We start from the raw sequence: 19,041 nt of genomic DNA on the forward strand, positions 1-19,041 counted from the left end.
GCACTCTCCAGCATGTGACGCAGGTCACGTGAAATTACTCAGCCTGGATTGAGTCCAGGCTCAGATCCGTTCCGTACCCATGCCCAGAAGCTGACGCAGGGGGCGTCGGCTGGGGAACGGGGAGATTTCACGTCATGGGCGCAATCAGCACCTCTGCGAAGAACAGCACGTCCGCGAAGAATCGCACGTCCACGAAGAACCGCCGCCGCACCCTGCTCGTCACCGGTGTCGCGGTCGCCGCGGCCGCCGGAGTGGCAGCCGCCGTCCTGCCCGCGACGGCGGACAGCGGGAGCGGGTCCCAGGGCTCCAAGAGCGCCGCGCACGGCAGCTCGCACGGCACCTCGCACGGCAGTGACGCCGTCGAGGTGCGGAGCGGCACCGCGAGCCGCGGCGGCACCCTCTTCGTGGCCAGCATGAACGGGGCCAACGAGGTGCCCGTGCAGGGCGGCCCCGCCGTCGGCGACAAGGACGGCGCGGCCCTGCAGTTCGTGAAGGTCAAGGGCGACAAGGTCAGCGTCACCGTCAAGTGGCGCGGCACCGCCAAGCCGACCGCGCTCCACATCCACCAGGGCGTCAAGGGCACCAACGGCGGCATCAAGGTCGACTTCACCAAGCTGCTCGCCAAGGCCAAGCACCAGCGCGTGACCGGCACGGTCAAGGTCACGGACGCCGCCCTGCTCAAGCAGCTCAAGGCGGACCCGAACGGCTTCTACGCGAACCTGCACACCGCCGAGTTCCCCGGCGGAGCCGTCCGCGGCCAGCTCCACAAGGTCACCGCGAACGTCTCCCTGGACGCGGCCGCGCGCAGCTTCCAGGCGTCCGTGGTCAAGGGCAAGCAGATCTACCAGTGCAAGAAGGCCGAGGACGGCTCGGGCGGTTTCACCTTCCAGCAGCGCGACGTCCGCGCGACCCTCGGCGGCCACATCGCGCACGACTTCGTCGCGCCGAACTCCGGCACCCCGCGCTGGGTCGCGCCGGACCGCAGCGGCGTCACCGGCAAGCTCATATCCAGGACGCCCAACGGCGCGAAGAACATCGCCGAACTCGACCTGGAGGCCAAGCAGGTCGGCAAGAAGCGCGGCCTGCTCGCCGGTACGACCGAGATCCTGCGCCTGAACACGGTGGGCGGCGTCCAGCCGTCCGGCGGTTGCGCCGAGGGCAAGGTCGTGGCGGTGCCGTACGGCGCCGACTACGTCTTCGTACAGCGCTGAGACCTGCGAAGACGGGCTCAGGGACAGATCCGGACCATGTGACGCACGTGTGCGGAACTCCCCCGTGACGCACGGTCGTCACCATCCCGGGCGGTGCCTCCCCTTACGGGACGGGGGAGGTGCCGCCCCTTTTTGTCATCCCAGAGCAGTACGCGGAGTTGCTCCCGGGGTCTGACGCTTCCGCGTGGCCGATTTGGTCGGATGGAGACAGACGAAGACAGGTACCGACAACCACATCCTGACCAATTCGGGTGAGAATGGCGGCGCGGGGTGGACGAGTGCACGCGAGGAACGAATCGCCGCCGCCGACGACGGAGGTAAGGCACACAATGGCACCGTACGAACCGGAGCAGGACACCACCGAGGCAGACGAGCTCAGCGCGGGCCGCCGCAAGGCCGTGCGCTATGTCGTCCCGCTCGCGGTGGCGGGGGTGGCCGCGGCGACCATCGGGCTCGTCCCGGCGCTCGCCACCTCGGGTGACCCGGATCTGCCGGACATCACCGCACAGGAACTCATCGAGAAGATCGCCGCGTCGGACACCGAGCAGCTCTCCGGCACCGTGAAGATCAGCACCGACCTGGGCCTGCCGTCGTTCGGCTCCGGCATGACCGGCGGTTTCGCGCCGGGCGGCGGGGGCGGCGGCGGGGACGACGAGGGCGGCAAGGACGGCAAGAGCGCCGCCGACCCGAGCGCCAAGCTGATGGAACTGGCCTCCGGCACGCACACCCTGCGGATCGCGGCCGACGGCCCCGACAGGCAGAAGCTGTCGGTCCTCGACGACGCCGCCGAGTACAGCCTGATCCACAACGGCGACGACGTCTGGGCGTACGACAGCGCGTCGAACGAGGCGTACCACTCCAAGGACGGCGGCAAGGCCGGCGCCCGCGCGGGCAAGGGCGACCGGAAGGACCTGCCGAAGGAACTTCCCGCCACGCCCAAGGAGTTCGCCGAGCATGCCCTGAAGGCGGCCGACGAGTCCTCGACGTCCGTGAAGGTCGACGGCAGCGCGCAGGTCGCGGGCCGGGACGCCTACCGCCTGGTCCTGAAGCCGAAGGACTCCGGTTCGACGGTCGGCCAGATCACCATCGCGGTGGACGAGAAGACGGGTACGCCGCTGAAGTTCACGCTGTCCCCGGCCGGCGGCGGCGCCGCGGTCGTCGACGCGGGCTTCACGAAGGTCGACTTCGGCAAGCCGTCGGCGTCCACGTTCGACTTCAAGCCGCCGAAGGGCACGAAGGTCACGCGGGCGGACGACGGCGCCAAGAAGCCCGGACACCCCGGCGGGGACGTCAAGGGCGAGAGCCCCGAGGGCCTGAACGTCATCGGCGACGGCTGGACGTCCATCGCCGAGCTGAAGCTGCCGGGCGGCCAGGGCCTGCCGACGTCGGCCGCCGGTTCCGACGAGGTGCCGCAGGAGGCGGCGAAGTTCCTGGACTCCCTCGGCGACAAGGTGAACGGCGACTTCGGCTCGGGCACGGTCTTCAAGACCCGCCTGATCAACGCGCTCGTCACCGACGACGGCAAGGTGTACGTCGGCGCGGTCACGAAGGACGCGCTGGTCAAGGCGGCGAACGCGGCCCAGTAGGGCCGAGAGCCGTGAGTACACGCACATGAGCATGTGAGAGCGGGCGGCGGTCGGGAGGTACCGGTCAGGTATCTCCCGACCGCCGCCCATCGTTCAGCCCATCGTTCAACGGGAGGAAGCCGGTGCCGAGCACCAACGGCGGGGCCAGGGGCAGCGTGATCGAGACGTCCGGGCTGACCAAGCGGTACGGCAAGCACCTCGCCGTGGACGGCCTCGACCTCAGCGTCCCCGGCGGCAGCGTCTTCGGCTTCCTCGGCCCCAACGGCTCCGGCAAGACCACCACGATCCGGATGCTGATGGGCCTGATCGAGCCGACTTCCGGCCGCGCCAAGGTCCTCGGCCGCCCCATGCCGTTCGAGACCCGCAGGGTGCTTCCGCACGTGGGCGCGCTCATCGAGGGCCCCGCGCTGTACGGCTTCCTGTCGGGCCGCGACAACCTCCTGCGGTACGACTCCGCCGACCCGACCGCCGACCCCCGCACCCGCCGGGCGCGCGCCGACGCGGCCCTGGAGCGGGTCGGCCTGACGGCCGCCGCGGGCAAGAAGGCCAAGGCGTACTCGCTCGGCATGAAGCAGCGCCTCGGCCTGGCCGCCGCCCTGTTGCAGCCGCGCGAACTGCTCGTCCTCGACGAGCCGACGAACGGGCTCGACCCGCAGGGCATGCGGGAGATCCGCTCCCTGGTGCGGGAGCTGGCGTCCGACGGCACCACCGTCTTCCTCTCCTCGCACCTCCTGGACGAGATCGAGCAGGTCTGCACGCACGCGGCGGTGATGGCGCAGGGCCGTCTGATCACCCAGGGCCCGGTCGCCGAACTCGCGGCGGGCGCGCGCGGACGGCTCACGGTGACGACCCCGGACACCGGTGACGCGGCCCGCGTCCTGAAGGAACTCGGCGTGGCCGACCTGGTCGTCACCGAGGACCGCGTCACGGGCGAGCCGCCCGGCGCGGACCTCGCCGACGTGAACGCCGCACTGGTCGAGGCGGGCGTGCGCGTCCGCGGATTCGGCGTCGAACGGGCCTCCCTGGAGGACGCGTTCGTCGCGCTGACGGGAGAGGGATTCGATGTCGCGGGCTGAAGTGACGGCCGGGGCGGACGGGGCGGACGGGGTGAGGCCCGCGACGGCGGCCAAGGGCGCCGGACAGCCGGGCGGGCCGCGTCCCACGAAGGCGCCCCCGGTCGCCCCCCACCGCGCCGGACACACCGACGCCCCGCGCCCCGTGCGCCTCGCCTGGACCCTCGGCCTGTTCCGCAGCGAGCTGTCCCTCACCTTCCGCCGCTGGCGCACCCTCGCGCTGCTCGCGGTGCTGGCCGCCGTGCCCGTGCTCGTGGGCATCGCCGTGAAGATCGAGACGAGCGACGGCGGCTCCGTCGGCGGTGGCGGGCCGGACGGGGGCGGCGGGCCCGCGTTCATCGCGCAGGTCACCAACAACGGTCTGTTCCTGGTGTTCACGGCGCTCGCCGCGACCCTGCCGTTCTTCCTGCCGATGGCGATCGGCGTCGTCGCGGGCGACGCCATCGCGGGCGAGGCGAGCGCGGGGACGCTGCGCTACCTCCTGGTGGCGCCCGCGGGCCGCACCCGCCTGCTGCTCGCCAAGTACGCCACCGCGCTGACGTTCTGCCTCGTCGCGACGCTGGTGGTGGCGGCGTCCGCGCTGGCGGTGGGGGCGCTGCTGTTCCCGCTCGGGGAGGTCACGACGATCTCCGGGACGCGGATCGGCTTCGGCGACGGGCTGCTGCGGGCCCTGCTGATCGCGCTGGTCGTGGCCGCCTCACTGATCGGGGTGTCGGCGCTCGGCCTGTTCGTGTCGACGATGACGAGCAGCGGCATCGCCGCCATGGCGACGACCGTGGGGCTGCTCATCACGGTCCAGATCGTCGACCAGATCCCGCAGCTGCACGCGATCCACCCGTATCTGTTCTCGCACTACTGGCTGTCCTTCGCCGACCTGATGCGCGACCCCGTCTACTGGGACGACCTGGTGAAGAACCTCGGCCTCCAGGCGCTGTACGCGGGGGTGTTCGGCTCGGCGGCCTGGGCGCGGTTCGGGGCGAAGGACATCGCTTCCTAGGGCCGGCCGCAGTGCAGGCCCCGGGTCCCCCGGCCTCGGCGCGCGCTCACTCCTCCTCGTACGAGGACTCGCCGAACGGGAACCGGGCCAGCGGGATGTCCTCCTGGGCGAAGAACGTCTTGGCGCGCGCCAGGGCCTCGGTGTCGTTCAGGACGTGCCCGGGGCGGGTGCCGTTGCCGAGCAGGACGCCGCCGAAGCGCATCGGGAAGAACGCGGCGGTGTTGAGCAGCGTGCCGACCAGCGGGTCCGCCGCGGCCTCGTTGCGGTCGGCGAGCGCGGTGACGCCCCACAGGGTCCGCTTGGCCAGCTCGGCCTTGAAGTCCAGCTCCGGGACCTCCAGCCAGGCGTCCCAGTAGTCCAGGTAGCGCTTGACGGTGGCCGACAGCGAGTACCAGTACAGCGGCGACGCGATCACGATGTCCGTGGCGGCGAGGGTGGCGTCCAGGAGCAGCGCCTCGTTGTCGCCCTCCGGGCGGGGCCGGGCACGTGGGACGGAGTCGTCGTGCCGCAGGTCCTTGAAGTCCGGGAGCGGGTGGTCGGCGAGCTCGATCCAGCGCTGCTCGACGTCCGACGGCAGCTGCTCGGCGGCCTTGCGGGCCAGCATGGCGGTGTTGCCGTCGGGGCGGGCGCTGCCGTGGACGAAGAGGAACCTGCGGGTGGTCATGGGTCTCCCTGGGATGAAGTGCGCGCTGCTTGCGCACGGCGAATGCCTGCGCGTGCACTATATGCACGCGCAAGCATTCCCGTCCAGGGGATCTACGCCCGGGGATCTACGCCCGGAGGCCTAGGAGGACAGCCCCCACACCGCGTACGCGACCGCGTCACTGTTGCGGTCGATCGCCGTGTTGTTGATGTTCGCCGTGGTGTCGCACGACGAGTGGTAGCAGCGGTCGAACGCCTGGCCCGCCGTGCCGCCCCACTTCTGGGCCTGGGCCGAGGACTTGGCGGTGCTCGCGCCGGAGAAGATGCCGCCGACCGGGATGCCCGCGTTCTTGAACGGAGCGTGGTCGGAGCGGCCGTCGCCCTCGCGGTCCGGCTCGGTGCTGACGTTCAGGCCCGAGTAGTACGTCTTGAAGGTCCGCTCGATGGTGGGGTCGTCGTCGTACACGAAGTAGCCCGGGTTCGGCGAGCCGATCATGTCGAAGTTCAGATAGCGCTTGATCTTCGTGCGCTCGGCCGACGGCAGGCCGCGGACGTAGTTCGAGGAGCCGATCAGGCCCAGCTCCTCGGCGCCCCACCAGGCGAACCGCAGGTGCTTGGCGGGCTTGTACTGCTCACGGGACACCGCGAGTGCGGTCTCCAGGACGGCGGCCGAGCCGGACGCGTTGTCGTTGATGCCCGCGCCGCGGCTGACGCTGTCGAGGTGCGAACCGGCCATGACGATCTGGTTGGCGTCGCCGCCGGGCCAGTCGGCGATCAGGTTGTAGCCGACGCGGCCGCTGGTGGTGAACTGCTGCACGGTGGTGGTGAATCCGGCGGCGTCCAGCTTGCCCTTGATGTAGTCGATCGAGGCCTTGTAGCCCGCGCTGCCGTGCGACCGGTTGCCGCCGTTGGCGGAGGCGATCGACTGCAGTTGCGAGAGGTGGGCCTTGACGTTGGCCACGGGGATGTCCGGGGCGGCCGCGCGCGGGGGCGCGGTCGTGCCCGTGGATCCGGTGGCCGCGGTGGATATCGCGCTGGTCGTCAGAAGTGCGGCGGCGGCTATGACGGCCGCGGCCGCGCTGCGTCCGGTGACGGAGAGTCTCATGTGGGGGGCTCCGGCTTTCCGTGAGTTGAATTCCGAATGAGCCTGGAGTGCCCGATGGTGGAGTGGTGTTGAGTTCACGTCAAGAGCGGGATCCGGACGGAGTGTTCCGCATACCGGTTCGCCGACTCACCGCGCCGGGCCCCCAACCATGGCCCGTGCGGCGGAAGTTCACAGGTCAGGCAGTACGAGAACGCGCCAGCCGCGGGCGTACGTGTCCGGCACCGTGACCCGCTCCCAGTCCCTGGCCCAGGCCGGCGCCGGATGCTGCCGAAGCACCAGCACGCCGGGCCGCCGCCGGTCCCCGGGCCGTCGCTCGTTCGCGCGCGGGGCGGGCTCGCAGCCGGCCACGTACGCCAGCGGGATCACCGACGTGTTGCCGCCGAGCAGGCAGGGCGGCCGCACCCCCCGCTCGCGCACGACCGCGGCCACCCGCGCCCAGTCCTCCCGGGCCTCCGACTGGATCCGGGAGTTCGAGTTGACGAGGGAGCCCTGCATGGCCAGATGCCCGGCGACGAGCCCCGCGAGCACGCCCCCGGCGAGCGCGGGCCGCCGCGTCGCCCGCGCCCACCGCACCGCCGCGAGCACCCCGAGCCCCGCGGGCACCGCGAGCAGCGCGTGGGTGGGCAGCAGGAACCGGGGCGCGGTGTACGGCACCACGAGGACGTAGGGCAGCGCCGCGCACAGCCCCACGGCCAGGGCGAGCTGCCCGGCCGTGGCCGTCTGCCGGAACCGCCGCGCCGACCACAGTCCGAGGGGCACGAACGCGGCGAGCAGCACCCACCACGTCAGCGAGGGCACCCGCACCCCGTCGCCCTCGCAGGGGCGGCACAGCAGCGGCCCGTCGATCGCCGTGAACTGGTGCAGGAGCGAGTCCGTGAACCGCAGCCCGCCCTGCACTTCGCTCGCGTCGCTGAGCCGTTCGCGTACGCCACCGAAGCGAACGTACGCCTCGATCGCCCACGGCAGCAGACCCGCCCCGAGGCCGCCGAGCACGGCGAGCGCCCGGCCGCGCGAGCGCCACAGCGGCACCAGGACGGCGGCGGCGAGCAGCGGCGCGGCCACGGAGACGCCGTCGTTGGGCCGCATCAGCGTGGCGACGAGGATTCCGGCGGCGATGCCCGCGCAGGTGCGCGGGCCGGGGCGGCGGCGCAGGAAGAGGCCGACGGCGCCCGCCGCGCCCATGGCCGTGTAGTGGTTCGGCATCGCGGCGTCGGCGTAGAACACGGCCGTCCACAGGCTGCCGTACAGCGCGGCCGCGACCCCGGCCACGTACGGCAGCCGCGGCACGGACCGCAGCCAGGGCCGGAAGCCCAGGTACAGGGCGGCGGTCGCGAGCGCCGTCAGCCACATCCGCAGCAGGACGACCGAGTCGCTCCAGGAGGCGACGGGCGCGAGCAGCACGGGCACGCCCCGGGTGCGGGGCGCGCTGAACGGCACGCCGGGCGCGTGGTCGGGGGCGTAGGGGCCGAAGCGGCTCGCGTAGACGAGCTCGTCCCAGCCGAGCCGCAGGTCGAGGGGGACCAGGGCCAGGGAGGCGAGCGCGAAGAGGGCGCACACGGCGACGAGCAGCCGGTGGGCCACCTGTTCGCGGTCGCGATGGACGGGGCGGTGGCGCTGCGGTTTCCACTGCTCGACGACGGACACAGGACCACGGTAGGAAACGGGGGCGCGGTGGCGGCAGTACGCGTGCCGCCGGGCGTGGCGCGGGGCGGTGCCCGAGCGGCGTGATGTCGCCGGTGCGGGGGCGCGGGCGGGCGTGGCGCGGCTCACGGCGTGGGCTGTTCGGGCGAAGGGCCCCTGCGCCATCAGGATGATCCCATGCACATAGGTATCGCGCTGCCGCAGTACGGAACCCACGCCCGCGCCGAGGTCATCGCCTCGTTCGCGCGGGACGCGGAGGCCGCCGGGTTCGACTCGCTCTGGGTCGGTGACCGCTCGCTGACCCCGGTCGAGCCCAGTGACCTCTACCCCGGGCACACCCCGGACCACCCGTATCCGGCCGAGTACAAGACCTTCCTCGACCCGCTCGTCGTGCTCACCGTCGCCGCCACCGCGACCACCCGGGTCCGGCTCGGCACGAGCACCCTCAACGCCCCCTGGTACCCGCCCCTGTTGCTGGCGCGCTCGCTCACCTCCCTGGACCAGGTCAGCGGCGGCCGCCTGGACGTCGGCATCGGCATCGGCTGGCTGCGGGACGAATACACGGCTGTGAACGCCGACTTCGGCAAGCGCGGGGCCCGCCTGGAGGAGATCCTCGACGTCCTGGAGGGCATCTGGGCGCAGGAGATCTTCGGGCACAAGGGCGAGCACTGGGAGATCCCGCGCTCGTACGTCGGGCTCCGCCCCGCGCAGCCCGCCGGACCGCCCGTCTACCTGGGCGGGTTCAGCCCGGCCGCGATGGCGCGTGTCGGCCGCAGGGCCGCCGGGTGGGTCGGTGTCTCGCTGCCCGCCGAGGCGCAGGCGGGGCTGTGGGGGATCGCGCGGCGCGCCGCCGAGGACGCGGGCCGTGACCCGGACACGCTGCGCCGTCAGATCCGGCACAACCCGAGGCCCGGGGCGACGGGCGAGGAGATCGCCGCCGTGCTGCGCGGGGTGCGGGACACGGGGGCGGAGAGCTGCTTCGTGGACCTCCAGCAGTGCGTGCGGGAGCCGGAGGAGGCGCTGGAGCTGGGGAGCGCGGTGCTTGAGCGGGTGCGGCGGGGATAGGGGCGGCCGCACGGGCCCGGCCCTCGTACCGGCCCTGCCTCCCGCGGTGAGGCCCCGTACCGGCCCGGTCCCGCGGGCCGGTACGGGGGAGTCCTCAGGCCGACGCGGGGCGGCGCATCGCCCACAGGGTCGGGCCGCCGCCCGGCAGCTCGACCTCGCCGAGCACGGTGAAGCCGAAGTGCTCGTAGACCGGGAGGTTGGTCGGCTTGGACGACTCCAGGTAGACCGGCAGGCCGTCCGCGTCGGCCTTGGCGAGGCCCGAGCGGAGCAGGGCGGAGCCGTGGCCCTTGCCCTGGGCGGCGGGGTCGGCGCCGACGACGGCCAGGTACCAGTGCGGCTCCTTGGGGCCGTGCTCGGCGGCCAGCTCGACGGCCTCGCGGAACAGCGGCGCGCGGTCGCCCAGGATCTCCGTCAGCTCCTGGATGGTCTCCGCGTCCGGAACGGCCTTGTCCTGCGCGCCCGGCGGCACCCAGAACGAGGCGGCCGACTCGGTGCGCTCACAGACGCCGTGGCGGCCGTACTGCCGGGTGAAGATCGTGGCGAAGTAGCGGCCGAGGCCCGCCTCGCGCGTGGCCTCGTCCGGGAAGAACCAGCGCATCATCGGGTCGTCGTCGAAGGCGAGCGTCAGGGTGCGGCTGATCGCGGCGGCGTCGTCGAGCGTCGCGGGCCGCGGGGAGTTGGCCGCACCGGCCGCGTTCGTTGTATTGGTCATCGACATGCGGCTCATTGTGCACTCGGTGATCTTCGATGCTCTGACCAGGGGTATCTCTTCGCGCGTGCAAGGGTTTTGGGGTGTGCGGACGGGCCCCGGGGCCGGGTGAACACCTCGTTCCGGAGGTGTGGTCGTGGCGGGCCGAGAGCCTGTCCTCCGCGCGGACGGCGGGGGTTCGGCGGCAGGCTCTCAGGGGCCGAAGCGGCGGCGGTACGCCGAGGGGCTGAGGCCCGTCTCGCGGCGCAGCCGGGCCCGCAGGTTGGCCGCCGTGCCGAGGCCGCTGCGGTGGGCGACCACGTCGAGCCGCTCCTCGCCGCGCTCGATGAGGCGGCACGCGAACGCGGTGCGCTCGCCGTTCAGCCAGGCCAGCGGGGTCGTGCCGAGCTGTGCGCGGAAACGCCGGTGCAGTGTCGCCGGGCTGACGGCGGCGCGCGCGGCGAGGTCGGGGACCGTGAGGGGTTCGCCGAGCCGCTCCTGGGCCCAGGCGAGCAGCGGCGCGAGGGACTCATCGGGTACGTCGGGGACGGGGCGCTCCACGAACTGGCGCTGGCCGCCGTCCCGGTGGGCGGCGAAGACCAGGCGCCGCGACACGGAGTTGGCGACCTCCGCGCCGAAGTCGCGGCGCACGATGTGCAGTCCGAGGTCGAGCGCGGCGGCGCTGCCGGCGGCGGTGAGGATGTCGCCGTCGTCGACGAAGAGGACGTCCGGTTCGAGCCGGACGGCCGGGAAGCGGCGCCGGAAGTCGTCCGCCCACTGCCAGTGCGCGGTGGCCCGGCGCCCGTCCAGGACCCCGGCCTCGGCGAGCGTGAAGGCGCCGCTGCAGAAGCCGACGAGGCGGGCGCCGCGCGCGTGCGCCCGGCGGACGGCGGCGAGGACGGCGGGGCGGCGGGGGACCTCGGTGTCGGGGCGGTTCGGCACGATCAGGGTGTCGGCGGTGTCGGCGGCGCCGAGGGCGGCGACCCCGGTGAGGGTGAAGAAGCCGTCCCGCATCAGGGTGCGCGGCTCGGGGGAGCAGAGCGTGAACTCGTACAGCTCACGGCCGAGTTCGGGCCTGCGCAGGCCGAAGACCTCGGAGGCGCAGCCGAGCTCGAAGGGGTTGGAGTTCTCGTCGACGATGACGACGACGCGGTGCGGGCCGCCCGCCTCGGTGTCGTGAGAGTTTCCTTGCGCCATATGCGATTTCTAGCACTCGTGGCGGCCCCGACCAAGGCCCACGATGAGTTTATGACCAACGAAACCGCTGTTCACAGCCGTGAGCCGATCGCCCTGCACGACGCCCTGGCCTCCTTCGACGCGCTGTGGAGCCCCCGCATCGTCACCCGCGTCAACGACTACGACGTCCGCGTCGCCAAGGTCGAGGGCGAGTACCTCTGGCACGTCCACGAGGACACCGACGAGTTCTTCCTGGTCGTGGAGGGCGAGCTGGACATCGCCCTGCGCGACGCCGCGGGCGAGCACACCGTCACGCTGCCCCGTGGCTCCGTCTTCACCGTCCCGCGCGGCACGGAGCACAAGCCGATCGCCCGCACCCGCGCCTCGATCCTGCTGTTCGAGCCCACGGGCACGCTGACGGTGGGGGACCGGCACGAGGAGGTCCCGGACCACGTGGACGCGACGACGGGGCACGCGCTGGGCTGACGGCGGGCCACACCGCCGCGCCGTCCCGCCCCCCAACTCCCGCGGCCCTGCCCGCCCTACTGCAGGCAGAACTCATTGCCCTCCGGGTCGGCCATCACCACCCACTCGCCCCCCTGCTCCTTGACGTGCCGCAGCGCGGTCGCGCCGAGCGCCTCCAGGCGGGCCTGCTCCTTCTCGCGGGTGCCGGGCGCGGCGTGCACGTCCACGTGCAGCCGGTTCTTGCCGGACTTCGCCTCCGGGACGCGCTGGAAGAGCAGCCGCCGCCCGAGGCCCGTGCCGGTGTCCTCGTCGTACGGATCGTCCGGATGCCGTACGGCGATGAGATCGCGGAAGCTGCGGCGCCCCCGGAAGTCGACGGTCTCCGCCTCCGTCACGGCGCCGAAACCGAGCAGCCGCTCGATCAGGGCGCTGTTGTCCTCGACCTCGTACCCCAGCGTCTCGCCCCAGAAGGCGGCCTGGGCGTGCGGGTCCTGCGCATCGATCACGAGTTTCCAGTGCAGGGTCATGCTCTCATCGTAACCACTTATAGTGGTTACGTGGTGGACGAGAAGCGAGAAAGCCGGGAAACCCGAGAGGGTGCGGAGGCGGGCGGGGCGGGGCGGCCGCCGGGCGTGATCATGCGGCCGCCGGACGGGCAGGTCTACCGCTTCGACCCGGGGGCGCTCTGCCTGGAGCTGCTCGCGACGGGCGGCCCCGGCGAGTTCGCCCGCTTCGAGACGCTGCGCGAGCCGTCGGACCTGGCCGCGTGGGCGGCCGCGAGCCGCCTCGGCGGGTGCCCCGGACTGACCGTCACGGAAGCGGAGTTGGCGTCGGTCAGGGACCTGCGCGACGCGCTGTTCCTGTTCACGGCCGACCACGCCCACGGCCGCCCCTGGAACCCCCGCCACCTCGCGGCGCTCAACGCCGCCGCGGCCGAGGCCCCGCTCACGGCCCGCATCGAACCGGACGGCACCCGCGCCTGGACCCCCGGCGCCACCGGAACCCAACTCCTCGCGGCGGTCGCCCGCGACGCCGTCGACCTCTTCACCGGCCCGTACGCCCCGCGCATACGCGAATGCGCCGCCCACAACTGCTTCCTGCTCTTCGTGGACACCTCACGCCCGGGGCGGCGGCGCTGGTGCGCGATGGAGCGCTGCGGGAACAGGGCGAAGGCGCGCACGCACCGGGCGACGCGCGCCGCCGCGGCGGACCCGGACAGGCCCTAGGGGAGCCCGGCCGCCGTACTCCCCAGGTCCACAGGCCCTAGGGGAGCCTCGCCTCCTCCTCCGCCTCCCGCTCGTCGTACGCCGTCCGCGCCGCCGCGATCTCCCCCTGGTGCTGTTCCGTCCACGTCACCAGCGACTGGATCGTGTGGTGCAACGTGCCGCCGAGGGGCGTGAGTTCGTACTCGACGCGCGGCGGGACCACCGGATGCACCGTGCGGAGCACCAGGCCGTCGCGCTCCAGCTGGCGCAGCGTGACCGTCAGCATGCGCTGGCTGATGCCGTCGATCTCGCGGCGGAGCTCCGTGAAGCGCAGGCGGCGGCGGTCCAGGAGCGCGATCACGAGGAGCGACCACTTGTCGGCGACGCGGTCGAGGATCTGCCGGACCTGGCAGTCCTCGCGGGTGTCCCACTGGAAGGGATCGGCGTCCCCGTAGTCCACGGTGCCTTTGGAGTTACTCGGTGACTTCAAAGTGCCTTCTTCCATACCTGTCGATGGTGCCCCACGATTCCCTTGGTTACAAGAAGGAACCGGCCGTCGGTTGAGTAACCGACACCGAGGCCGACACCCCGAGACCTAGGAGTCCTCATGGGCGCCCGCGCCTGGGCACTGCTGCTCGTGCTCTGCGGAACGATCTTTCTGGAGGGCATCGACATCGCGATGGTCGCGATCGCGATCCCCTCGATCAGGTCCGACCTGGGCCTTTCGACCGGCATGGCGGCCTGGGTCGTCAGCGCCTACGTCCTCGGCTACGCGGGCTTCACCCTGCTCGGCGGCCGGGCGGCCGATCTGCTCGGCAGGCGGCGGATGTTCCTCACCTGGCTCGGGATCTTCATGCTCTTCTCGGGCCTCGGCGGCTTCGCGACCGAGGGGTGGATGCTGGTCGTCGCACGCTTCGTCACCGGCGTGGCCGCGGCGTTCATGACGCCCGCCGCGATGTCGATCATCACCACCTCGTACGCGGAGGGCCCCGACCGCGACAAGGCGCTCCTTGTCTTCGCCGGGACCTCGGCGGGCGGCTTCTCGCTCGGTCTGGTCGTCGGCGGGCTGCTCACCGAACTCGGCTGGCAGTGGGTGTTCTTCACGCCGGTGTTCTTCGCGGCCGCGGTCCTCGCCGCGGCGCTCCGGCTCATCCCGGCGGAGCCGCCCCGGGCCGGTACCGGCGCCTCGCGCCGGTTCGACCTGCCGGGCGCCGCGGCGGCGGCCGGGGCCATGCTGCTGCTCGCCTTCGGCGTCGTACGGCTCGAACACGGCTTCGCGGACTGGCCGTTGACGGTCGCCGCTGCGGCCGCCGGGCTGCTGCTCGTCGGGGCGTTCGTACGGGTCGAGCGGCGCACGGCGGATCCGCTGGTGCGCCTCGGGATCTTCCGTACGGGATCCGTGGTGCGGGCCGGGCTCGGGGCGCTGCTCTACCTCGGGGCCTTCATGGGCTTCCAGTTCGTCCTGACGCTCTACCTCCAGGACCTGCGCGGCTGGTCGTCCTGGCAGACCGCCGTCGCGATGATCGTCCTCGGCTGCGACGTGATCCTCTCGCCGACGCTCACCCCGCGCCTGGTCCGGCGGTTCGGCAACGCGCGCGTGATCCTCGGCGGCTTCCTGCTGGCCACCCTGGGGTACGGACTCTTCCTGCCGGTCGGCGCGGACTGGCCGTACCTCGCGATGTTCCCGACCCTGCTGCTCGCGGGCACCGGCTTCGCCCTCACCCTCGGCCCGCAGATGATCGCGGCGACGGACGGGGTCGCCGAGCGGGAGCAGGGCCTGGCCAGCGGACTGCTCCAGACCGCCACGCAGTTCGGCGCGGCGATCGGCATCTCGGCCGTGACCGCTGTCTACGGCCTGGTCTCCGGGGGCGCGCACGCGGGCTCGGGCGGGGGAGCGGACACCGGGGCGGACCTGGCGGCGTTCCGCTGGGCGCTGGTGGTGCCGGTGGTCATGGCGGGGGTGGGTGTGGTCGTCGCGATGGTCGGGGTGCGGACGAGCCGGGGTGGTGGGCGGACGAGCCGGGGTGGTGGGCGGACGAGCCGGGGTGGTGGGCGGACCAGCCGGGGTGGCGGGCGGGGCGCCGTCGCCCGGCCCGCCGCTGCTCAGGCCGCTCGGCCCGCTGCCGCTCAGCGCACTCGGCCCGTCACCGCTCAGGCCGCTCAGCCCGCCGCCCTGAGCGCCCCCGAGTCCCCCCGACGCGCCGTCAGGGAGGCCCGGTAGCCGCTCGGCGTGACCCCGCGGATCCGCTTGAAGGCGTCGCTGAAGCCGAAGCCGTCGGCGTATCCCACCCGCGCGGCCACCGCCGCGACCGTGGCGCCCGGCTCCGCGAGGAGGTCGGCGGCGAGGGCCATGCGCCACTCGGTGAGGTACGCCATCGGGGGCACTCCCACCAGGTCGGCGAAGTTCCGGGCGAAGGCCGCGCGGGACACCTGGGCGCACCCGGCGAGGGACGCCACCGTCCAGGCCCGGCCGGGGTCGTCGTGCATGGCACGCAGGGCCGGGCCCACCACGTCGTCGCCGAGCGCCCGGTACCAGGCGGGCGGCCGGGCCTCGGGCAGGTCGAACCATTCCCGCAGGGTGCAGGCGAGCAGCCAGTCGAGCATCCGGTCCATCACGTACTGGCGGCCCGGCCGGTCGGCGGCCACCTCCTCGGCGATCAGCTCGATGATCGTCAGGCACTCCTCCCCGCCCGGCACGACGAGCAGCGGCGGCAGCGCGGTGAGCAGCCGCCGCCCGCCGGCCCCGTCCCACTGGTAGGCGCCGGTGACCAGCTCGGTCTCGCCGCTGTCGGCGGCGGCGACGCTGTACGGCGCGGACGTGCTGACGGCGGCGGACCCGGCCGTGACCGTCCTCGGGCCGCCGACCCCGGAGACCTCGGACCCCGGCGTCACCCGGGCCTCGCCCCGCAACACCATCACGAGCGTCAGCGCGGCGGGCTCCGGCGGCTCCGACTCCCACGGCCCGCTCAGGACCGTACGACTGAACCGTGCGCCGTCGGCGCGGATGCCACGCAGCAGATCCCCCAGAGCGTCCATGTGGTCCACCGTAATCGGAGCGCCGCGACGGCGGGACGGGCCGACGTGCCCGGGGGACGGGGGGCCGGTCGCCGCCGGACGGGCTCCCGCGGCCGTGGGGCGGGCCCGCGCGGCCGCGTGAGACGGACGCCTATGGGGCCAAGACGCGCGCCCATGTCACCAGGAACGGCACGGAGGTTGGCTTGCCGCATGACGACGACACCTCACTCCGACCGCACCGAACCCCTCCTCCTCGTCCTCGGCGCCACCGGCAAGACCGGCCGCCGCGTCGTGCCCCGGCTGCGCGCCGCGGGCCACACCGTGCGCGCGGTGTCCCGCTCCGGCGAGACCCGCTTCGACTGGCACGACCGGAGCACCTGGGCCCCGGTCCTCTCCGGCGTGACCGGCCTCTACCTGATCGCGCCGGAGGACCCGGAGCCCGTCGACGACTTCGTGGCCCAGGCCGTGGCGGCGGGCGTGCGCCGCTTCGTGGTCCTGTCCGGGCGCGGCGTCGACGTGTCCGGCGAGTCGTTCCTGCCGGGCATGGCGCGGGCCGAGCGGGCCGTCGCGGACGCGGGCGTCGACTGGACGGTGGTCCGGGCCAACAACTTCGCGCAGAACTTCTCCGAGGACTTCTTCCACGCGCCGCTCCTCGCCGGCCGCCTCGCCCTGCCGGTCGGCGAGACGGTGGAGCCGTTCGTCGACGTGGAGGACATCGCGGACGTCGTGGTCGCGCTGCTCACCGAGGACGGCCACACCCACCGCGTGTACGAGCTCTCGGGCCCGCGCGCGCTCACCTACGGCGCGGCGGTCGCGGAGATCGCGGAGGCGTCGGGCCGCCCGATGCGCTACGAGGCGATCACGGCGGAGCAGTTCCTGGCGGAGCTGACCGCCGACGGCGTGCCCGAGGCCGCCGCCCAGGAGTTCACCGACCTCTTCGCGTTCGTCGCCGAGGGCCACCTCTCCTCGCTGGCGACCGGCGTACGGGACGTGCTCGGCCGTGAGCCGAAGGACTTCAGCGCGTACGTGAAGTCGGCTGCCGCGGCGGGGGCCTGGAGCTAGCGGGAGGCGGCCGAAGCGGTCGAGCCGGTCGCGTCAGCCGAGCCGGTCGCGCCGGTCGCGCCGGTCGCGCCGGTCGCGTCGACCGGGGCCGTCGCGGCGGCCGTCGCGGCCTGGCTGGCCAGCGCGGCCGCCCGCACCGCGTTGCGCCGCGCGGTGCGCAGGCCGTCGAAGGTCAGAAGCACCAGCGCCAGCCACACCAGCGCGAACCCGGCCCACCGCTCGGGCGGCATCGCCTCGTGGAAGTACAGGATGCCGAGCAGGAACTGGAAGACGGGCGCCAGGTACTGGAGCAGCCCGAGCGTGGACAGCGGCACCCGGATCGCGGCGGCGCCGAAACAGACCAGCGGCGCGGCCGTCACCACACCCGTGGCGGCGAGCAGCGCGGCGTGCCCGAAGCCCTCGTCGGCGAACGTGGCCTCGCCCCGCGAGCCGAGCCACACCACGAAGGCGAGCGCGGGCAGGAACTGCACGGCGGTCTCGGCGGCGAGCGACTCCAGGCCGCCGAGGTTGACCTTCTTCTTGACCAGGCCGTAGGTGGCGAAGGAGAAGGCGAGCACGAGGGAGATCCACGGCGGGCGGCCGTAGCCGAAGCCGAGGACCAGGACGGCGGCGAGGCCGACGCCGACGGCCGTCCACTGCACCGGGCGCAGCCGCTCGCCGAGCAGCAGGACGCCGATCGCGATGGTGACCAGGGGGTTGATGAAGTAGCCGAGAGAGGCCTCGACGACATGGCCGGAGTTCACGGCCCAGATGTAGACGCCCCAGTTGAGGGTGATCACGGCCGCGGCCACCGTCACCAGGCCCAGCTTGCGCGGCTGGCGCAGCAGTTCACCGGCCCAGGCCCAGCGGCGCACGACGAGCAGGGCGATACCGACCACGATCAGGGACCACGCCATGCGGTGGGCCAGGATCTCGCCCGCGCCCGCGGGCTTGAGCAGCGGCCAGAACAGCGGCACGAGGCCCCACATGCCGTACGCGGCGAAGCCGTTGAGCAGCCCTATTCGTGCCTCGGCCTTCGCCTGCGCTGGGGTCACGGCTCCTCCTTGGTGCGGGGCAGCCGCTCGCTGCCGAGCACGAAAATAGCGCCCCCGGGCCACGGCTGTCATGTCCGTATCGCAATACGGTCATGACAGCCCGTCCGCGGGGCGAACCCGGAGTGATCCCGGCGGGGTTCAGCCCTTGAGCGCCGCCGCGATCGCCTCGCCCATCGGCGTCGTCGGCCGCCCGATCAGCCGGGCCAGATCGCCGCTGCCGCCGACGAGCAGACCGCGCCCGATCGCCGCGTCCACGTCCACGAGGATCGCGGCGATCGGCTCCGGCATCCCGGCACCGGTCAGCACGGCGAGGTGCTCGGCGGGGGAGACCTCCTTGTACGTGACGGGCCTGCCGGAGTGCGCGGCGACCTCGGCGGCGTACTCGGCGAAGCTCCACGCCGTGTCCCCGCTCAGCTCGTACGCGGCGCCCTCGTGGCCCTCGCCGGTCAGCACCGCGACGGCCGCCGCGGCGTAGTCGGCGCGGGCCGCCGAGGCCACCCGGCCCGCGCCCGCGCTGCCGACGACGGCGTCGTGGGCGAGCACCGGAGCCAGGTGCTCCGTGTAGTTCTCGTGGTACCAGCCGTTGCGCAGGAACGTGTACGGCAGGCCCGAGTCGAGCACCGCCTGCTCGGTGACCTTGTGCTCGGCGGCCAGGTCGAAGTCGGCGTCGGGCCCGCCGAGCACGCCCGTGTAGACGAGGTGGGCGACCCCGGCGGCGCGCGCCGCGTCGATCACGGCCCGGTGCTGCGGCACCCGCCGGCCGACCTCGCTGCCGGAGATCAGGAGCACCTTGTCGCCCGCGGCGAAGACCCCGGCGAGCGTCTCGGGCGCGCTGTAGTCGGCGACGCGCAGCTCCACGCCGCGCGCGGCCAGGTCGGCGGCCTTCTCCTTGTTCCGTACGACGGCCGCGATCCGGTCGGCGGGCACGCCCGCGTCCAGCAGGCCCGCGACGACGAGGCGGCCGAGGTGGCCGGTGGCTCCGGTGACGACGATGCTCATGGCGAAATCTCCTGTTTGCCCTGGTCAGGGCCGTTGCGATGAGGTATGCCACTCACTCTAGCCTCGGCACTAACTAT

Annotated in this window: 19 protein-coding genes; 9 read left to right on the forward strand and 10 right to left on the reverse strand. The window is 73.1% G+C overall.

Translation table 11 applies throughout. From position 1 onward, the window contains the following. Positions 1-134 precede the first annotated feature (134 nt). The 4 genes from ACZ6AA_RS00870 (at position 135) to ACZ6AA_RS00885 (ending at position 4,867) form a co-directional block, all read left to right on the forward strand. On the forward strand, positions 135-1,211 hold the full coding sequence (locus tag ACZ6AA_RS00870; RefSeq protein WP_471455688.1) for a CHRD domain-containing protein: 1,077 nt from the start codon (positions 135-137) through the stop codon (positions 1,209-1,211). A gap of 329 nt (positions 1,212-1,540) precedes the next feature. Then, positions 1,541-2,797 (forward strand): LolA family protein, encoded by a 1,257-nt coding sequence (locus ACZ6AA_RS00875; protein WP_471455689.1) that lies wholly within the window; start codon positions 1,541-1,543, stop codon positions 2,795-2,797. A 122-nt stretch (positions 2,798-2,919) separates the two neighbouring features. Beyond that, positions 2,920-3,873 carry an ABC transporter ATP-binding protein gene (locus ACZ6AA_RS00880; RefSeq protein ID WP_468450568.1) on the forward strand — a complete coding sequence of 318 codons (954 nt, stop codon included), beginning with the start codon at positions 2,920-2,922 and terminating at the stop codon, positions 3,871-3,873. Then, positions 3,860-4,867 carry an ABC transporter permease gene (locus ACZ6AA_RS00885; RefSeq protein WP_468450570.1) on the forward strand — a complete coding sequence of 336 codons (1,008 nt, stop codon included), beginning with the start codon at positions 3,860-3,862 and terminating at the stop codon, positions 4,865-4,867. Before ACZ6AA_RS00880 ends, ACZ6AA_RS00885 begins: the two co-directional genes overlap by 14 nt. A 46-nt stretch (positions 4,868-4,913) precedes the next feature. Here the strand turns inward: ACZ6AA_RS00885 and ACZ6AA_RS00890 are convergent, their stop codons facing one another. The 3 genes from ACZ6AA_RS00890 to ACZ6AA_RS00900 all read right to left on the reverse strand — a co-directional run bounded on the left by ACZ6AA_RS00890 (position 4,914) and on the right by ACZ6AA_RS00900 (position 8,258). Next, positions 4,914-5,531 carry a flavodoxin family protein gene (locus ACZ6AA_RS00890; RefSeq protein ID WP_468450572.1) on the reverse strand — a complete coding sequence of 206 codons (618 nt, stop codon included), beginning with the start codon at positions 5,529-5,531 and terminating at the stop codon, positions 4,914-4,916. 120 nt (positions 5,532-5,651) lie between these two features. Further along, positions 5,652-6,614 (reverse strand): M28 family metallopeptidase, encoded by a 963-nt coding sequence (locus tag ACZ6AA_RS00895; protein ID WP_468450574.1) that lies wholly within the window; start codon positions 6,612-6,614, stop codon positions 5,652-5,654. 168 nt (positions 6,615-6,782) lie between these two features. Further along, the gene (locus tag ACZ6AA_RS00900; RefSeq protein WP_471455690.1) at positions 6,783-8,258 is read right to left on the reverse strand and encodes a hypothetical protein; all 1,476 of its coding nucleotides are present in this window, start codon (positions 8,256-8,258) and stop codon (positions 6,783-6,785) included. A gap of 174 nt (positions 8,259-8,432) precedes the next feature. Here ACZ6AA_RS00900 and ACZ6AA_RS00905 point away from each other — a divergent pair, with 174 nt between their 5' ends. Continuing rightward, complete coding sequence (locus ACZ6AA_RS00905) at positions 8,433-9,320, forward strand: TIGR03619 family F420-dependent LLM class oxidoreductase (protein WP_468480361.1); 888 nt, start codon at positions 8,433-8,435, stop codon at positions 9,318-9,320. A 94-nt stretch (positions 9,321-9,414) separates the two neighbouring features. Here the strand turns inward: ACZ6AA_RS00905 and ACZ6AA_RS00910 are convergent, their stop codons facing one another. Then, complete coding sequence (locus tag ACZ6AA_RS00910) at positions 9,415-10,047, reverse strand: GNAT family N-acetyltransferase (protein WP_468480362.1); 633 nt, start codon at positions 10,045-10,047, stop codon at positions 9,415-9,417. 174 nt (positions 10,048-10,221) lie between these two features. Then, positions 10,222-11,205, reverse strand: a complete 984-nt coding sequence (locus tag ACZ6AA_RS00915) for a GlxA family transcriptional regulator (protein WP_468480363.1) — start codon at positions 11,203-11,205, stop codon at positions 10,222-10,224. 51 nt (positions 11,206-11,256) lie between these two features. On the opposite strand from ACZ6AA_RS00915, the gene ACZ6AA_RS00920 reads away from it, so the two are divergent. Beyond that, complete coding sequence (locus ACZ6AA_RS00920) at positions 11,257-11,670, forward strand: cupin domain-containing protein (RefSeq protein WP_468450584.1); 414 nt, start codon at positions 11,257-11,259, stop codon at positions 11,668-11,670. 56 nt (positions 11,671-11,726) lie between these two features. On the opposite strand, the gene ACZ6AA_RS00925 is transcribed toward ACZ6AA_RS00920, so the two are convergent. Beyond that, positions 11,727-12,176 (reverse strand): VOC family protein, encoded by a 450-nt coding sequence (locus ACZ6AA_RS00925; protein ID WP_468450585.1) that lies wholly within the window; start codon positions 12,174-12,176, stop codon positions 11,727-11,729. Between the two features lie 111 nt (positions 12,177-12,287). On the opposite strand from ACZ6AA_RS00925, the gene ACZ6AA_RS00930 reads away from it, so the two are divergent. Further along, entirely contained in the window at positions 12,288-12,875 is a 588-nt protein-coding gene (locus ACZ6AA_RS00930; protein ID WP_468451684.1) for a CGNR zinc finger domain-containing protein, read from the forward strand. A gap of 37 nt (positions 12,876-12,912) precedes the next feature. Here ACZ6AA_RS00930 and ACZ6AA_RS00935 read toward each other — a convergent pair whose 3' ends face one another. Next, entirely contained in the window at positions 12,913-13,359 is a 447-nt protein-coding gene (locus ACZ6AA_RS00935; RefSeq protein ID WP_468450587.1) for a winged helix-turn-helix transcriptional regulator, read from the reverse strand. 102 nt (positions 13,360-13,461) lie between these two features. Between ACZ6AA_RS00935 and ACZ6AA_RS00940 the strand changes: the two genes are divergently transcribed. Continuing rightward, positions 13,462-15,075 (forward strand): MFS transporter, encoded by a 1,614-nt coding sequence (locus ACZ6AA_RS00940; RefSeq protein ID WP_471455691.1) that lies wholly within the window; start codon positions 13,462-13,464, stop codon positions 15,073-15,075. Here the strand turns inward: ACZ6AA_RS00940 and ACZ6AA_RS00945 are convergent. Further along, positions 15,015-15,890 carry an AraC family transcriptional regulator gene (locus ACZ6AA_RS00945; protein ID WP_468450591.1) on the reverse strand — a complete coding sequence of 292 codons (876 nt, stop codon included), beginning with the start codon at positions 15,888-15,890 and terminating at the stop codon, positions 15,015-15,017. The two genes, ACZ6AA_RS00940 and ACZ6AA_RS00945, sit on opposite strands and share 61 nt — an antisense overlap. Positions 15,891-16,079: 189 nt before the next feature. On the opposite strand from ACZ6AA_RS00945, the gene ACZ6AA_RS00950 reads away from it, so the two are divergent. Continuing rightward, positions 16,080-16,931 (forward strand): NmrA family NAD(P)-binding protein, encoded by an 852-nt coding sequence (locus ACZ6AA_RS00950; protein ID WP_468450593.1) that lies wholly within the window; start codon positions 16,080-16,082, stop codon positions 16,929-16,931. On the opposite strand, the gene rarD is transcribed toward ACZ6AA_RS00950, so the two are convergent. Further along, positions 16,928-17,899, reverse strand: coding sequence for an EamA family transporter RarD (gene rarD / locus ACZ6AA_RS00955; RefSeq protein ID WP_471456582.1), 972 nt, complete (start codon positions 17,897-17,899; stop codon positions 16,928-16,930). The two genes, ACZ6AA_RS00950 and rarD, sit on opposite strands and share 4 nt — an antisense overlap. A gap of 204 nt (positions 17,900-18,103) precedes the next feature. Beyond that, positions 18,104-18,964 carry an SDR family oxidoreductase gene (locus ACZ6AA_RS00960; RefSeq protein WP_471455692.1) on the reverse strand — a complete coding sequence of 287 codons (861 nt, stop codon included), beginning with the start codon at positions 18,962-18,964 and terminating at the stop codon, positions 18,104-18,106. Between the last annotated feature and the right edge of the window lie 77 nt (positions 18,965-19,041).

The sequence above is a fragment of the Streptomyces sp. NPDC040610 genome (assembly GCF_055594065.1).